The sequence below is a fragment of the Chitinibacter tainanensis DSM 15459 genome, from assembly GCF_000429785.1.
GTDB lineage: Bacteria > Pseudomonadota > Gammaproteobacteria > Burkholderiales > Chitinibacteraceae > Chitinibacter > Chitinibacter tainanensis.
Genome location: NZ_KE386951.1, coordinates 52209 through 67655, shown reverse-complemented (window position 1 = coordinate 67655; position 15447 = coordinate 52209). Strand labels below are relative to the sequence as shown.

The window sequence follows — 15447 nt, the reverse complement described above, 5'->3', positions numbered from 1 at the left end:
ATTATTAATTTTAGTTCATCGTATTTTTTTGATTAGACCCGGGTCGCGGTGGCTTGCTTTTCGTTACAATATCGGGTGCTTTGTGAGCCAATTGCGGGCTCGCCCTTGATTTTCCGGTGAGAGTCTATGGATTTTAGTCATTACCTGCTGCTGCTGGTCGGCGCGGTGCTGGTCAACAACGTTGTGCTGGTGCGTATTTTGGGGCTATGCCCGTTTATGGGGGTTTCCAAGAAACTGGAAGCCTCGATCGGTATGGGCCTGGCTACCGCGTTTGTACTGACGCTGGCCTCGGGTACTTCGTGGATGATGGATCAGCTTTTGATCGTCTGGAAGCTGGAATACCTGCGCACGCTGTCTTTCATTGTGGTGATCGCCGCCATCGTGCAATTCACCGAGATGTTTATCCATAAAAGCAGCCCGGCACTGTATCAGGCGCTGGGGATTTATCTGCCGCTGATTACCACCAACTGCGCCGTATTGGGCGTGCCACTGATCAACTCAACCGCGCGCCACAATCTGATGGAATCGCTGGTGTTTGGCTTTGGCTCGGCGGTGGGCTTCTCGCTGATTCTGATTTTGTTTGCCGCCATGCGTGAGCGCATGGAAGGGGCGGACATCCCGCAGGCCTTCAAAGGAACGCCGGCGGCCTTTATTACCGCAGGGCTGATGAGTCTGGCCTTTATGGGTTTTGCTGGGTTGGTGAAATGAGTTTTCTGTTAGCGTTGGCCGTGATGGCCATTCTGGCGCTGGTGCTGGGGGCAATCCTCGGCTTTGCGGCGATTAAATACAAAGTGGATGAAGATCCGCTGGTGGATAAAATCGATGCCATCCTGCCGCAAACCCAATGCGGCCAATGTGGTTTTCCGGGCTGTAAACCCTACGCCACTGCCATTGCCAACGAAGAAGCCGAGATCAATAAATGCCCACCGGGCGGCGAAGACGGGATTCGCAAGCTGGCCGATTTGCTGGGCAAAGATTTTGTGCCCTTCGACGATGGCGGCGCCAGCGCCGAAAAAGCCCGCTCGGTCGCCATCATCCGCGAAGACACCTGCATTGGCTGTACTTTATGTATTCAGGCCTGTCCGGTGGATGCCATCGTGGGTGCAGCCAAACATCTGCATACCGTCATCGAAAGCGAATGTACCGGCTGTGAGCTGTGTATTGCGCCATGCCCGGTGGACTGTATCGACATTGTGCCGGTGGGTGAAAACGTCAACACCTGGAAATGGCGCTATCCGATCATTCAATTGAAGAAGGTGGCCTAATGCTGGAAACCACCCGCGAGATTTTCCCCTTCCACGGCGGTGTGCATCCGCCGGAAATGAAAGACCTCTCTAATCGCAGCCCGATTGCGCGTGGCCCGCTGCCCGCGCAGCTGGTAATCCCCCTGCAGCAAAGCATCGGCAACCCCGCCAAATGTGTGGTGAATGTCGGCGATATCGTCGGCAAAGGGCAGCTGATCGCCGCGCCCGATGGCAATCTGTCGGTGGCGGTGCATGCACCGACCTCGGGCCGGATTGTGGCGATTGATGCGCGGCAGGTAGCGCACCCATCCGGCTTGGCTGAGTGGTGCGTGACGCTGGAAAGCGATGGCCGCGATGAATGGATTGCCCGCGATAAATTTGACTGGCGCGGCGCGCTAGAGCGCGGCGATGGCAAAGCGATTCGTGATTACCTGCAGCTGATGGGCGTGGTGGGGCAGGGCGGGGCGGTGTTTCCATCGCACTTGAAACTGGGCGGGCGCGAAGCGCTGCAAACCCTGATCATCAATGGCGCCGAATGCGAGCCCTATATCACCTGTGATGATCGCCTGATGCGCGAGCGCGCGATCGAGATCGTGGCCGGTATCGGCATTGTGCGCAAAATGCTCAATGCCCGCGAAGTATTGATCGGGGTAGAAGACAATAAACCCGAAGCCGTGCATGCCCTGCGCGAAGCGCTGGCGCATTGCGGTTTCGCCGCCGAAGTGGTGGTGGTGCCCACGCTGTATCCGTCCGGCGGCGCCAAGCAGCTGATCAAGCTCTTGACCAATAAAGAAGTGCCAAGCGGCGTGCGCTCGACCGATCTGGGCGTGCAGTGTTTTAACATCGCCACCATTTACAGTATCTACGCCGCGCTGGAACAAGCCGAGCCGGTGATTTCGCGCATCGTTACCCTCACGGGCGGCGTAGCCAAGCCCGGGAATGTGGATGCGCTGATCGGCACACCGATTGATGATTTGCTGGCCTTCGCCGGCGGCAGCAGCGCGCGCGAATATATTTATGGCGGCCCGATGATGGGCTTTACCTTGCCATCGACTGCGGTGGGCCTCACCAAGGCCGGCAACTGCGTGATTGCGATGGACGCCGCCAGCTTCCCGCCCAAAGCGCCCGAAATGCCATGTATTCGCTGTGGCGAATGCGCGGTGGCCTGCCCGCAAGAGCTGCAGCCGATGGATCTGTATTGGTTCTCGCGCAGCAAAAACTTCGGCAAGGCGCAGGAATGGAATCTCTTCGACTGTATCGAATGTGGCGCCTGTGCCTATGTATGCCCATCCAGCATTCAGCTGGTGGATTACTACCGCTTTGCCAAATCCGAAATCTGGGAAGCCGAACGGGCGAAAAAATCGGCCGATACCGCGCGCCAGCGGCATGAATTCAAGCAATTCCGCGAAGAGCGCGAAAAAGCCGAAAAAGCCGCTCGCCTCGCTGCCAAAGCGGCGCCGAAACCGGCTGAAACTGCCGCTGCGGCCAGCGCCGATGCGGGCGCCCCAGCCGCGGACGCTGATGACAAAGCCGCGAAAATCAAGGCGGCCATGGCGCGCGCCGCGGCCAAGAAAGCCGAAGCGGGCGATCTGGCTGCGCCACCTACCCAGGTCGGCAATGGCAAAGTGCCGCACGTGCTGAGCGACGAGCAGGCCGCGAAGATTCGCGCCTCAATGGAAAAACGCGCCGCTGAAAAAGCCGCGCAAGAGGCGCTCAGCCCCGAAGAGCGCGCAGCCCGCGACGCCGAGCGCGCCGCCAAAATTGAAGCGGCTAAAGCCGCTGCGGCAGCGAAAAAGGCTGGTGCAGATACCCTAGTGGAGCATGCCTCTGCAAGCTCTGAACAGGATGCGTCTGCGGCAGATACCCCGGCCAAGTCTGCGCTCGACGAAGAAAAAGCCGCCAAGATTCGCGCCGCGATGGCGGCGGCTGCGGCAAAAAAAGCCGCTAAAGAAGCAGGCGCTGCTAGCCCGGCCGCCGCTGCGCCAGATAAAGACGCTGTGGCGCCAAGCCCTGCCGCGAGTACCGCCACTGAGGCAGCCCCCGCCAAAGCTGCGCTCGACGACGAAAAAGCGGCCAAAATCCGCGCGGCCATGGCTGCCGCCGCGGCACGCAAAGCTGCCAAAGAAGGCGGCGAAGTCGCGCCGGTGGCCGAGCCTGCCGCAGCCTCGATGACAGAAGTGGTCGCAGAAGTCGCCGCAGCTGCAGGTACCGCCCCGGCGGCAGCGTCTACGCCAGAAGCTGTAGCGCCAGCCGCAGCGGGGATAGATCCGGATAAAGCGGCCAAGATTCGTGCCGCCATGGCTGCGGCTGCCGCGAAAAAAGCAGCGAAACAAGCTGCGCAAGATGAAGGTCAGGCATGATGCGAACGTCTCCCCATGTGGTAAAACCCACTCCCTTGCAGCTGGTGATGCTGAAAGTTGCCGGCGCTTTGCTGCCCGGTATTGCGGTGTATGTGTATGTGTTTGGCGCCGGCATTGTGCTGCAGTTACTGCTGGCCACCGTTACCGCGCTGCTCACCGAAGCAGCTTGCCTCAAGCTGCGTAATTACCCGGTGAAGCCGTTTATCACCGATGGCTCGGCCGTGGTTACGGCCTGGCTGCTGGCGCTGTCGCTGCCGCCATTATCGAGCTGGTGGATGATTGTGCTGGCGACGGTGATCGCGATTGGGCTGGCCAAACATCTGTATGGCGGCCTGGGGCAAAATCCGTTTAACCCGGCCATGGTGGGTTTTGCAGTGATGATCGTGTCGTTTCCGGCGCAGATGGGCCGCTGGAATGCGCCACTCTCGCTGCTCTCGCATGAGCTTACTAGCTGGCAGCAGTTTGGGTATATCCTCACAGGCCAATTACCACAAGGCTTGGCGTTTGATACCCTGGCTTCGGCTACACCACTGGATGCGGTAAAAACCGGCCTGACCCAGCAGCATGCGCTGCCGGATATTTTGCAGGGCGCGATTTTTCAGGCCGGCTGGCTGCCGAGCGAAATGGGCTGGATTGCGGCTGCTTATCTCTTGGGCGGGCTGTTTTTACTGCAGCAGCGCGTGATTCAGTGGCATAAGCCGGTGGCTTTTCTGGCAGCCCTGCTGGCGTTTTCGGGGCTGTTTCATCTGATCGACCCCGCTCGCTATGCCAGCCCGCTGTTCCACGCCTTTAGCGGTGCGGCGATTCTGGGTGCGTTCTTCATTATTACCGACCCGGTTTCGGCCCCGACCACCCCACTGGGGCGGCTGATTTACGGCGCGTTGATTGGTTTGCTCACCTGGTTGATCCGCACCTACGGCGGTTATCCGGATGGTGTGGCCTTTGCTGTGCTGATTATGAATATTGCCGCGCCATTTATCGATCAATACACCCAGCCGGCGGTATTTGGCCGCAAGCGTGGCAGTGTTGGGGCGAAAGGGGGTAAAGCATGAAAACCATGCTGCAAAATGGCGTGCGTGGCGCGCTGACCTTGCTGGTGTTTGCGCTGACCTTTACCGCCCTGATGGCGGGCACCTATACGCTGACCAAAGACATTGTGCTGGGCAATGAAAAAGCCGCCAAAGTGGCCCTGATTGCACAGGTATTGCCGGCGGGCAGCTTTGATAATCAGCTGCTGGATGATGCCGTTGCCCAAGATACGGTGGCGCTTAAGCAGCTGAATAACGAAGCTGGTGCGCAGATTTATCGCGCCAAAAAAGCTGGCCAAACCGTGGCCGCGGTCATCGAAACTGTGGCGCCGGATGGCTATTCGGGCAAGATCAAGCTCCTGGTCGGGGTGAGCAAAAGCGGGCAAGTGCTGGGCGTGCGCGTGGTGGCGCATAAAGAAACTCCGGGGCTGGGCGATTACATCGATGTGCTCAAATCCAAATGGATTTTAGGCTTTGATGGCAAATCGCTGGCCGCACCAGCGGCAAGCGAGTGGAAAGTGAAAAAAGACGGTGGAGTGTTTGATTACACCGCCGGTGCCACCATCAGCCCGCGCGCGGTGGTGAAAGCGGTAAAAAACACCCTCGATTATGTGGCCGCACAGCCGGCTGTGGTTTTTGGAGCTTAAAGCCATGATGAGCTGGCAAGACGCAAAAGACATTATCTACAACAGCATCTGGAAGCAAAACCAGGGTGTAGTGGCGATTTTGGGGATGTGCCCGGTGCTGGTGATGTCCAACAACATCATCAATGGCGTGTCGCTCGGTTTGGCCACCAGTATCGTGATGCTGATTTCGGGTGCGGCGATTGCGGCGATCCGTGATTTTGTCCCCAATGAGCTGCGCGCGCCGATCTTTATTTTGATCATTGCCGCGCTGGTGACGATGGTGGATCTGCTGATGAATTCCTATGTGCACGATCTGTATCTGGTGCTGGGGATTTTCATTCCGCTGATTACCACCAACTGTATCGTATTGGCGCGGGCCGAAGCGTTTGCCTCGAAAAACCCTGTCAGCCAGTCGGCGCTGGATGGCTTTTTTATGGGGCTGGGGCTGACGCTGGTCTTGGGGATTCTGGGGGCGATGCGCGAGCTGGTGGGCAAGGGCACGCTGCTGTCGGGCATTGATCTGGTATTTGGCCCCGCAGCGCAAGGCTGGGTGATTCATGTGATCCCCGCGCATTACAATTATCAATTCCTGCTGGCGATTCTGCCGCCCGGCGCGTTTATTGGCTTGGGCTTTTTGATTGCCGGTAAGCAGGCACTAGATCGTCGCGCCGAGGCGCGTGCCAAAGCCGCCGCCCGCTTAGCCCCGCCCCCTGCGGAGCCACAGGCCGCCAGCTAAATTACGGTAACACCAAAACAACGGCGCTTCGGCGCCGTTTTTGCTTGCGGATCAACCCTACTCGCGAAGCGAGGCGCCCCTCAAGGAGGGGACGGGAGGGGTGGGTATAGAACATCAAGGCTGCAGCTTGACAGCCTTTTTTCCTAGGCTCGGCTTGACCGAGACTTGAAGAAGATGGCTCTTCCACTTTGACAGCAGCCTGCAACGGCACTTCGGCGCCGTTTTTTATGCCTGCGACCTATTCACACGGTATTAAGTCGCACTTAAGCTTGCCCGCTATTGCCGGGTAGTGGCTTTGGATTATGCTAGCGCCTAACCAATATGCAGAGTGAATGAGGTAAGGTATGAGTAGGCTGGCGGCAATCAAGCAGGGCTGGCGCAAGCTGGGATTCTGGCGCTGGGTGGGGCTCGCGCTCATCGTGGGCGTGGCCTGGTGGCTGTGGGGGCGCAAGCCGGTTGATCCGGCCAGCCAGGTGATTACTGCGGTGGTGAGCAAGGGCGACGTTGAAGTCTCGGTGCTGGCCACCGGCGTGGTCGATGCGGCCAAAACGGTCGAAGTGGGCGCACAGGCGTCGGGGCAGATTCAGCATCTGGCGGTGGCGCTGGGCGATCGGGTGAAAAAAGGCGATCTCTTGGCCGAGATTGACCCTAGCGTCACCAAAACCGAATTCGACGCGGCCCAAAGCGCGATTGATGGCCTCGAGGCGCAGCAAACTGTGCGCCAACTCGCCCTGGATGAGGCCGAGCAAGAGCTGGCGCGGCAGCAGCTGATGCTGAGCGGCGATGCCACCGCGCGCAAAGAGTTCGATGCCGCCCAGCTGGCGGTGAAAACCCGGCGTGCGGAAATCCGCATGATCGCCGCGCAGCTGAAAGAAGCTCAAGTGCGGCTGGAAAAAGCCCGTACCAATCTGGGTTTTACCCGCATTGTGGCGCCGATGGATGGCGTGGTGACCGCGATTGCCGCCAAAGAAGGCCAGACCGTGAATGCGATCCAGTCCGCGCCGCCGATCCTGACCCTGGCCGCGATGGACAATATGCAGGTGAAAGCCCAGGTGGCCGAAGCCGATATCGTGCGCCTCAAACCCGGTACACCGCTGTACTTTAGCGTGCTGGGCGCCCCGGAGCGCCGCTTCGAGGCCAAAATCAGCGGCATCGAGCCCACGCCACAAACCATCAATAACGCCATTTTCTACAATGCGCTGTTTCTGGTGCCCAATCAGCAAGGGCTATTGCGCCTGCAAATGACGGCGCAAGTGACTTTCCTGCTGGATCGGGCGCGCAATGTGCTCACCGTGCCGGTGGCGGCGCTAAGCCAGCCCAAAGGCCAGCTCTATACGGTGACGGTGCTAGAGGCCGATGGCCAGCTGCGCACGCGGCAGGTGGAGATCGGGGTGAAAGGCAATGTGAATGCCGAGGTGCGTAAAGGCCTGCAAGCCGGCGAAAAAGTCGTGGTGAGCCGCGCCGACAGCAGCAAAAAGCCTGGCGATGATGGCCACCCTGAGCCGGAGCCTGGCCATGGCTGAGACGCCGATTATTGAATTATGCGATATCGTCCGCAGCTTTCCGGCTGGCGATGAAGTCGTCCAGATTTTGCGCGGGGTGAATCTCACCATCCGCCGCGGTGAAATGGTGGCGATTATCGGGCAATCGGGCTCGGGTAAATCCACCTTGATGAATATTCTGGGTGGGCTGGATAGCGCCAGCAGCGGCTCGTATCGCTTTGCGGGGCGTGAAGTCAGCGAGCTGGATGCCGACGAGCTGGCGACACTGCGCCGCGATCATTTTGGCTTTATTTTTCAGCGCTATCACTTGCTGGGTGGGCTCACAGCCACCGAAAACGTGGCGATGCCTGCGGTGTATGTCGGCACGCCACCCGATGAGCGCCAAGCCCGCGCGGAGCAATTGTTAGCCCGGCTTGGGTTGGGTGAGCGGCTGGCGCATCGACCGCGGCAGCTTTCCGGTGGCCAGCAGCAGCGGGTGTCGATTGCCCGGGCGCTGATGAATGGCGGCGAAGTGATCTTGGCCGATGAGCCGACCGGCGCGCTGGATAGCCGCAGCGGCCAGGATGTGCTGCAGATCTTGCAAGAGCTGCACGCGCAGGGCCATACCGTGATTTTGGTGACGCACGATAGCAAGGTGGCGGCGCAGGCGGAGCGGATTATCGAGATTCGCGATGGCGAGATTGTTTCGGATGCGCCCAATCCGGCGCGGTTGGCGCTGGCCGTACCCGAAGTGGCGCCCACAGGCTTGCATCACAGCCGGCAGGCGCAGGCCTTGCTGGGCCGCTGGCAAGAGGCTTTTACCATGGCGCTGCGCGCCTTGCTGGCCAACCGCATGCGCAGCTTGCTGACCATGCTGGGGATTATTATCGGTATTGCCTCGGTGGTGACGATTATGGCGCTGGGCGAGGGGATGGAAAAACAGGTGCTGGATAATTTCTCGGGCCTGGGCACCAGCAATATCGATATCCGCCCCGGCACAGGGCCGGGGGATGACAAAGCCGCCAGCATCAAAACCCTGCGCGAAAAAGACCTGCGCGCGCTCGAGGCCGAGCCTTACGTGGCCGCGGTGACGCCGTTGACGCAAATCGGCGCGCGGGTGCGCTACCAGAATATCGACGTCAACGCTGCCGTGCAGGGCGTGGCGCCGGCGTATTTCACCTTGCGCGATCAGCGTTTTAAAGCCGGGGTGCCGTTTAGCAATGACGATGTGCGCCGGCAGGCGCAGGTGGCGGTGATCAGCGAAAGTACCCGCGCCAAGCTATTTGGCAGCGCCGATGGCATTGGGCAGATTATTTTGCTGGGCAAGATACCGGTGCAGGTGATCGGCGTGGCCGAGGCGAAATCCAGCGGATTTATGAGTAGCGATAGCCTGGATGTGTGGCTACCGTATTCCACCGCGGCCAGCCGGCTCTTTGGCCAGCTGCATTTCAATCTGATCACGGTGCAGGTGAAACCCGGCTTGCCGGTGAAGGCGGCCGAGCAAGCCATCATCAGCCGCATCCGGCTAGAGCACGGCCAGCAGGATTTTTACACCCGCACCATGGAAGACCTGATGAAGTCGTTTGAAAGCACGGCCAATAGCATCAAGCTCTTCCTGACCATGATCGGGGTGATTTCGCTGGTGGTGGGCGGCATTGGGGTCATGAATATCATGCTGGTGTCGGTGACGGAGCGCACGCATGAAATCGGCATTCGCATGGCCGTGGGCGCGCGGCAGGGCGATATTCGCAGCCAGTTTCTGATCGAAGCCGTGCTGGTGTGTTTGCTGGGCGCGGCGATTGGGATCGGGCTCTCCGGGGCGCTGGCGCTGTTGGTGAATATGCTGGTGAAAGATTTCCAGATGGTGCTGTCTTTCTCCACCATCAGTATCGCGGTGCTGTGCGCCAGCGGGATTGGCATGGTGTTCGGTTTTCTGCCCGCCCGGCGGGCTGCGCAGTTGGCGCCGATTGAAGCGCTGGCGCGCGAGTAGGGGTATATCTATGCAGGCTAATTTTAGTAAGGTTTATAAGGCTATACCCATTGGTGTATCGCTGGCGCTGCTGTCTTTTCTGGGCGCGTGCGCGAGCCCGGCCTGGCAAGCGCCGGCGGTGAATACCCCGGCCAGCTGGCAAAGTGCTACGGCCAGTCAGGCCAGCCAGCCGGCGGCCGATGCGGCATTTTGGGCCAGCTTTGCCGACCCGCAGCTGCTGCAGTTGCAAACCGAGGCCCTGAGCCGAAATGCCGATCTGGCGCAGGCAGCGCTGCGCTGGCGCAAAGCCGGTTTACTGGTGACGCAAAATCAGCAAGCCCAGCTACCTAATGTCAGCCTTTCGGCGAATTCGGGCGCCGCCTGGCAGCTAGATCCGGCACGTCATACCAGCGATTCGTTTGGGCTGAGTTTATCAGCGAGCTGGGAGCTTGATCTGTGGGGCAAGCTTGCCGATCAAACCCGCGCCGCCAGCTGGCGCACCACGGCCAGCGCCAGCGATTGGCAGGCTTTGCGCCAATCGGTGCGCAGCGAAGTGGCCCAAGCCTACTGGGCCATCGCCCGCGAGCAAGCCGCCCTGACGCTGGCGCAGGCCGATCTGGCCCGCGCCGAAGCGCTGCAAGCGCGGGTGAATACCCGCTATCAGGCGGGCTATGTGTCTGGGCTGGATGTGGCGCAGGCGCGCGATAGCGTGGCCCAGCAGCGTAGCCGGGTGCTCGAAGCCCAGCTGGCGCTGGATAAAAGCCGCTGGGCGCTGGCCACCTTGCTCGATCAGCCCCCGGCCACCTACGCCCAGCTGCAGGCCGCGCTGCCGAGCGAATTTCCTGCTGTGCCGGCAGGCTTGCCCGCCGAGGTGCTTGATAGGCGGCCTGATCTGGCTAGCGCCCGCGCCAATCTGCAAGCGGCTTTTGCCGACGAAGCGGTGAGCCGCAAAAGCTGGTATCCCACCCTGTCGCTCACTGGCTCGTTGGGCAGTAATAGCCAAGAACTAAGTAATCTGCTGGTGAATCCGGTGGCGCAGCTCGGCGCCGGGCTAGTGCTCCCATTTATCAACTGGCATAAGCGCGATACCGCGCTGAAAATCAGCGCGCTGGATTACGAAGCCGCGGTGGTTGGCTACCGGCAAAAGCTGTATCAGGCTCTGCAGGAAGTGGAAATCGCGCTGGCCAGCCGCAGCCAGCTGCAAGCCAATCAGCCACTCTTGGCCACGCAATTGCGCGATGCCGAGCAGGCCGAGCGGCAAACCGAGCTGCGTTATCGGGCGGGCGTGATTCAGTTTGATAGCGTACTCAGCGCGCAGGCGCGGCGGCAGCAGGTGCAAAATCAGCTGCTGCAGCAGCGCTATCAGCTGGCAGTAGCCAGTAGCAATGTCTACCGCGCACTGGGTGGCGCACCGGATGCCGCTACGCCAGACAGCCTTGCGCAGGCCGCTCGCTAGCACCGCGTTGGTGGCGAACTTCACTTGGGGTATTGGGCTGAAAGCCTCTTCAATTGGTGGTTTGGTGGGGATACTTGCTCAGGGTATCCCCGCGTAGCTCGCCAGCCGCCGCACCAAACCATCAACTTCCTCGACGGGGATCTGGGCGTAGCCGAGGATAAAACCATTGCGCCGATGCTCGGCTTGCCAGCAATACGCCGCGAGCGGGCGGGCGATCAGGCCGTGGGCGATGGCCTGCTGGCTGCTGGCGCTGGCGTCGAATTCGGGGCTGAGCTCGAGCGCTAAATGCATACCAGCGGCGCCGCCGTACAGCGTGGCATGCGGGCCAAAATGGCGCTCAAGCGCGGCGCTGAGCGCATCGCGGCGCTGGCTGTAGAGCTTGCGCATCCGGCGCAAATGCGCGGCATATTCACCGCTTTGAATGAACTCGGCGAGTGCCAATTGCTCCAGCTGGCGGCCCCGCGGATAGCATTGCGCCAGCATCGCCGTGACCGCTTGCACATAGGCGCGCGGCACCACCAGATAGCCGGTGCGCAAGGCGGGGAAGAGTGATTTGCTGAAGGTGCCCAGATACAGCACCGGCGCGTCGGGCAGCAAGCCTTGCATTGCCGGTAGCGGCGGGCCGGCGCGGCGAAATTCGCTATCGTAATCGTCTTCGATAATCAGCGTGCCATGCTGTTGCGCCTGTGCCAGCAACGCCAAGCGGCGCGGTAGGCTCAGCACATGCCCAAGCGGATATTGATGCGAGGGCGTTACATAAATCAGCTGTGGCGGGGTTTGCCAATCGGCAGCGCTGGGCTTGATGCCGTCGGCATCGACGGCAATGCCGCGCACGGCTAATTGCGCACTGGTGAAGGCATTGACCGCGCCGCCGTAACCCGGGTCTTCCACCCATGCCACATCACCCACATCGGCAAACAGCTTGGCGCATAAATCCAGGCTGGCTTGGGTGCCATCGGTGATCAACACCTGACTGGCATCGCAGACCACCCCGCGCGCAGCGCGCAAATGTCCGGCAATCGCTTCGCGTAGCGCCGGCTCGCCCGCCGCTTGCCCATAGGCCAACTGGCTGGGGCGGGCGGTGCGCCATTGTTTGGCCAGCAAGCGTTGCCAGCGGGCGTGGTCAAACTCGGCCAGCGCCGGCACGCCAGGCGTGAACGGGGCGAGGGTATCGACATCGGCAAACGGCGCCTGATAGGCCTGCCCGCGTTGCGACAGCCCGCGTTGCGGGGTGTGAGGCACGCTGGGTACGGCCGGCAGCGCTGCCACCCGCGTGCCGCGCGGGCCACTTTCCAGTAAGCCTTCGCTGGCCAGTTGCTCATAGGCGAACACCACGGCATTGCGGGCGATGCTCAGCTCGCGTGCCAGCTGGCGGCTGGCCGGTAGGCGCTGCAAAGGCGCTAAAGTTCGCTGCAAAATTGCACTGCGCAGCGCAGTATACAGCTGTTGTTGGCGCGAGCTGCGCGCATTACTTGCGGCAAACTGGTGCAGCAAAAGGGCAAAATCCATGATGATCGTTTGGCTTGAGGCTGGGGTAGAAGAGTGGGCCAGCTGCAGGTTCTTGCCTACGGCTGGCGCGGGATAGAGGTTAGGCGCTGGCTGCTGTGCTGGCTTGGCGTTGCCAGCAGGGCGGAATGATTTTGCCGCGTTTAACCGCCATGCGCAGCAGAATGATGCCGGTGGCGGTGCAGACAGTAAGCGCCAAAATCGATGATTCAACGCCAAATTGGCCCCCGGTCAGCCAGTTTGGGCCCTGCATCGTGGAGCGAATCAGGCCTTGCTGCGGCGCATTGCCAGAGACAATGCCCGAGAAAATGGCCGACTGGGTGTAATTCCAGGCCAGGTGAAAGCCGATGCTCAGCCACAGCCGGCGCGTCAGCATAACCGCCGCGGCCAACAAGATACCCGCTTCAACCGCAATAAATAGCGCCCCTTCGAGCGTCGCCGCCGGGTTGGTGAGATGCGTCAGCCCAAAGACCAGTGCTGAGACCACCAGTGCAATCCAGCTGCCCAACCAGCGCTCTAGCGATAAAAACAGTGCGCCACGAAAAAGTAGCTCTTCAAAAACGCTAGAGCTCAGCGCCATGGCCACGGCCGGTAGCATGTAATTCCAGCTATTGAGGCCGGTAATGCGATAAATCCCCAGCGCCATCAGCGCGAGCTCACAGATCGTATATAAGCCGACCCCAACCAAAAGCCCGATCCCCAGTTCGCGGCCCAGGCCACTCACACCCAGCTCGCTGGTCTGGCGCTGCTCGATAAAATGGGAATAAGCGATATAAATAGCAAAGCCGGCAATACACAACGCAATAATATGTGCCGCCGCTTTGACCGGCTGGGCAGCATAGCTGGTCATTACATCGGTATTCATCCCCATCATCACGAGAAAGACAAGGCCAAGCAGCAAAATGCGGCATGGCGGAGTGGCGAGTAGCCAGCGAAGCCAGCCTAGTTTGCTGGGTGCCAGTGGTGCGGTCATGCTTTTCTCCTGTGTATGAATACGCGGTGTTAGCGACGAATGCTGGGTTGAGTATAGCGAGCCGGTGTGCGATCTAGATTGCACAGCACAAAATTCGCCAATCTGGCGCATGGGGGATTCGGGGCGCTGGCGGCCGAGCTTCAGCCGGCGCCGCGGGCGATTTAAGTGAGTGGTACCTGATATTTTGTGGCGAATGGATCTTATCTTGGAGCCAGCGCTTTGGCTATGCTGGCGTTTTATTTGCAACGAGATCTAGCTATGTCCTCCGCACCGAGCCCCCGCACCCGTATCCGCCGCATTCCGGAAAACGCCGATTACGCGCCCAGCACCCTGTATGCGATTTTGGATAGCCACTATTTGTGCCATCTGGCGTTTCACGATGAGCGCGGCCCGCATTGCTTGCCGATGGCCTACTGGCGGATCGACGATGCCTTGTATATTCATGGCTCGAATGGCAGCCGGCTGATGAAGCATCTGGCCGGTGGGGCGCCGGTAAGTATTGCCGTCAGCCACCTCGATGGGCTGGTGCTGGCGCGCTCGGCGTTTAATCATTCGATGAATTATCGCTCGGCCGTGATTTATGGCCAGTTTGAGCGGATTGAAGGCGAAGAAGCCAAAGCCGCCGCGCTAGATGCCTTTATGGATCATCTTGCCCCAGGGCGGAATGCCGAAATTCGCCGCGGCAGCCCGCAAGAGCTGGGCGCGACCATTGTGCTGAAAATTAGCCTGGCCGAAGCGGCTTGCAAAATCCGTAGTGGCGGCGCCGAAGACGATGAAAAAGATCTGCACATCGCCGCCTGGACCGGGGTATTGCCGCTCACCATGACGCGCGGTGAGCCGCAAGCCGATGCCGACTGTACGCAGCCGCTGCCGGCCTATGCGCAGGACTGGTCAGTGAAGTGAGGTTGGGGTATATGGCTGTGGCTATTGTTGGTAAAAGGCTTTGGTCGTATACCCAATTGGGTATCGACTGCTGGCTCGCTTCACTTCGCCTGTCGCAGCCGCCGCGACTGATATTGCTGGCATTGCTGCTCAACCGTGTGACGGCCATCGAGCTGTAGCCCTGCATACAGCTGGCAGGGGCGGGCAAAGGCGACTTTCGGCTTTATGTACCAATAGGGTGGCTCGGGCGAGCAAATGTACATTTCCTCGACCTGCCAGCGCCGCTGGGTTTTTTTGGCCACCACCCACAGCATCTTATCGAGATCGGGGTCGCATTGCGCGGCCTTATTCCAGTCTAGCGTTTTGCCCTCTGCTGCCATCAGGCCACCAACAATAACGGCCCAATTTCCTGCGTGATTGAGTTGCTCGACCCGAAAGCGCACGGCTTGCCCGGCTTGGCGGCTAGCTTCGGGGCGGATGGATTCCAGTAATACCTGGCGCTCGGCACTGCTTAGCGCCATGGCCACGGTCGAGGTGGCAAGTATGCACAGCGTGGGGATGAGATGGCGCATATTGGCGTAGCCTCGCTGGAAAACGGCGGCCGTGTTGGCGCTGCCGGCTGCTGCAATCGGGTGCTTAGCGTAACGCGCGCAGCGCTGGCGCTTCAAGGCGGGCGCAAGCCCGAGCGATTAATCTGCACAGTGGCAGGGCAAGCACTGCGTGCGAAGCGCGGGCAATAAAAAACCCGCAGAGCGAGGCTCGATGCGGGTTTTGCTACGACAGACGTGCTGCCGATTTGGAGTTGCTGCGTTGCTGCTAATGGGGTGGTGCCCGGAACCGGAATCGAACCGGTACACCTTGCGGCGAGGGATTTTAAGTCCCTTGTGTCTACCTATTTCACCATCCGGGCACAGTGCGCGCAGTTTAGCAGGCTTTCAACCGGCTGAATAGATCGCGGCGCTACAAAAAAGCCCAGCAACGCTGGGCTTTTCAGTTTGGAGGCGGGTACCGGAATCGAACCGATGTCTACGGATTTGCAATCCGCTGCATAACCACTTTGCTAACCCGCCGTAATGGGCAAAGAAAGCCAGGGCTTTCTTAAAAATTTGGAGCGGGATAAGAGGCTCGAACTCTCGACCTATACCTTGGCAAGGTATCGCTCTACCAACTGAGCTAATCCCGCATC

13 protein-coding genes and 3 tRNA genes are annotated in these 15447 nt (G+C 60.1%); 10 read left to right on the top strand and 6 right to left on the bottom strand.

Annotated features, from left to right (window positions below):
- Positions 1-126 precede the first annotated feature (126 nt).
- From rsxA to G482_RS0109840, 9 genes are all read left to right on the top strand, one after another.
- Positions 127-708 (top strand): electron transport complex subunit RsxA, encoded by a 582-nt coding sequence (gene rsxA / locus G482_RS0109880; RefSeq protein WP_028449902.1) that lies wholly within the window; start codon positions 127-129, stop codon positions 706-708.
- Positions 705-1265, top strand: a complete 561-nt coding sequence (gene rsxB / locus G482_RS0109875) for an electron transport complex subunit RsxB (RefSeq protein WP_028449901.1) — start codon at positions 705-707, stop codon at positions 1263-1265. The genes rsxA and rsxB overlap by 4 nt, the downstream gene beginning before the upstream one ends.
- Positions 1265-3604, top strand: a complete 2340-nt coding sequence (gene rsxC, locus G482_RS18090; protein ID WP_084414590.1) for an electron transport complex subunit RsxC — start codon at positions 1265-1267, stop codon at positions 3602-3604. Before rsxB ends, rsxC begins: the two co-directional genes overlap by 1 nt.
- Positions 3601-4656, top strand: a complete 1056-nt coding sequence (locus tag G482_RS0109865; protein ID WP_028449900.1) for an RnfABCDGE type electron transport complex subunit D — start codon at positions 3601-3603, stop codon at positions 4654-4656. The genes rsxC and G482_RS0109865 overlap by 4 nt, the downstream gene beginning before the upstream one ends.
- Positions 4653-5279, top strand: a complete 627-nt coding sequence (gene rsxG / locus G482_RS0109860; RefSeq protein ID WP_034619459.1) for an electron transport complex subunit RsxG — start codon at positions 4653-4655, stop codon at positions 5277-5279. The genes G482_RS0109865 and rsxG overlap by 4 nt, the downstream gene beginning before the upstream one ends.
- A 4-nt stretch (positions 5280-5283) precedes the next feature.
- Entirely contained in the window at positions 5284-5994 is a 711-nt protein-coding gene (locus tag G482_RS0109855; protein ID WP_245575274.1) for an electron transport complex subunit E, read from the top strand.
- A 344-nt stretch (positions 5995-6338) separates the two neighbouring features.
- On the top strand, positions 6339-7517 hold the full coding sequence (gene macA / locus G482_RS0109850) for a macrolide transporter subunit MacA (RefSeq protein ID WP_028449897.1): 1179 nt from the start codon (positions 6339-6341) through the stop codon (positions 7515-7517).
- Positions 7510-9465, top strand: coding sequence for a MacB family efflux pump subunit (locus G482_RS0109845; RefSeq protein WP_028449896.1), 1956 nt, complete (start codon positions 7510-7512; stop codon positions 9463-9465). The genes macA and G482_RS0109845 overlap by 8 nt, the downstream gene beginning before the upstream one ends.
- Positions 9466-9475: 10 nt before the next feature.
- Positions 9476-10900 carry an efflux transporter outer membrane subunit gene (locus tag G482_RS0109840; protein WP_028449895.1) on the top strand — a complete coding sequence of 475 codons (1425 nt, stop codon included), beginning with the start codon at positions 9476-9478 and terminating at the stop codon, positions 10898-10900.
- Between the two features lie 78 nt (positions 10901-10978).
- Here the strand turns inward: G482_RS0109840 and pdxR are convergent, their stop codons facing one another.
- Positions 10979-12409, bottom strand: a complete 1431-nt coding sequence (gene pdxR / locus G482_RS0109835) for a MocR-like pyridoxine biosynthesis transcription factor PdxR (RefSeq protein WP_028449894.1) — start codon at positions 12407-12409, stop codon at positions 10979-10981.
- A 79-nt stretch (positions 12410-12488) separates the two neighbouring features.
- Positions 12489-13379: a CPBP family intramembrane glutamic endopeptidase gene (locus tag G482_RS0109830; protein ID WP_028449893.1), complete on the bottom strand. Its 891-nt coding sequence runs from the start codon at positions 13377-13379 to the stop codon at positions 12489-12491.
- 258 nt (positions 13380-13637) lie between these two features.
- On the opposite strand from G482_RS0109830, the gene G482_RS0109825 reads away from it, so the two are divergent.
- On the top strand, positions 13638-14282 hold the full coding sequence (locus tag G482_RS0109825) for a pyridoxamine 5'-phosphate oxidase family protein (protein ID WP_028449892.1): 645 nt from the start codon (positions 13638-13640) through the stop codon (positions 14280-14282).
- A gap of 80 nt (positions 14283-14362) precedes the next feature.
- On the opposite strand, the gene G482_RS0109820 is transcribed toward G482_RS0109825, so the two are convergent.
- The 4 genes from G482_RS0109820 to G482_RS0109800 all read right to left on the bottom strand — a co-directional run bounded on the left by G482_RS0109820 (position 14363) and on the right by G482_RS0109800 (position 15444).
- Complete coding sequence (locus G482_RS0109820; protein ID WP_156905386.1) at positions 14363-14833, bottom strand: hypothetical protein; 471 nt, start codon at positions 14831-14833, stop codon at positions 14363-14365.
- Positions 14834-15086: 253 nt separating this feature from the next.
- Positions 15087-15171, bottom strand: a tRNA-Leu gene (locus G482_RS0109810).
- Positions 15172-15257: 86 nt separating this feature from the next.
- Positions 15258-15331: transfer RNA gene (locus G482_RS0109805), tRNA-Cys, on the bottom strand.
- Positions 15332-15368: 37 nt separating this feature from the next.
- Positions 15369-15444, bottom strand: a tRNA-Gly gene (locus G482_RS0109800).
- Positions 15445-15447 lie beyond the last annotated feature (3 nt).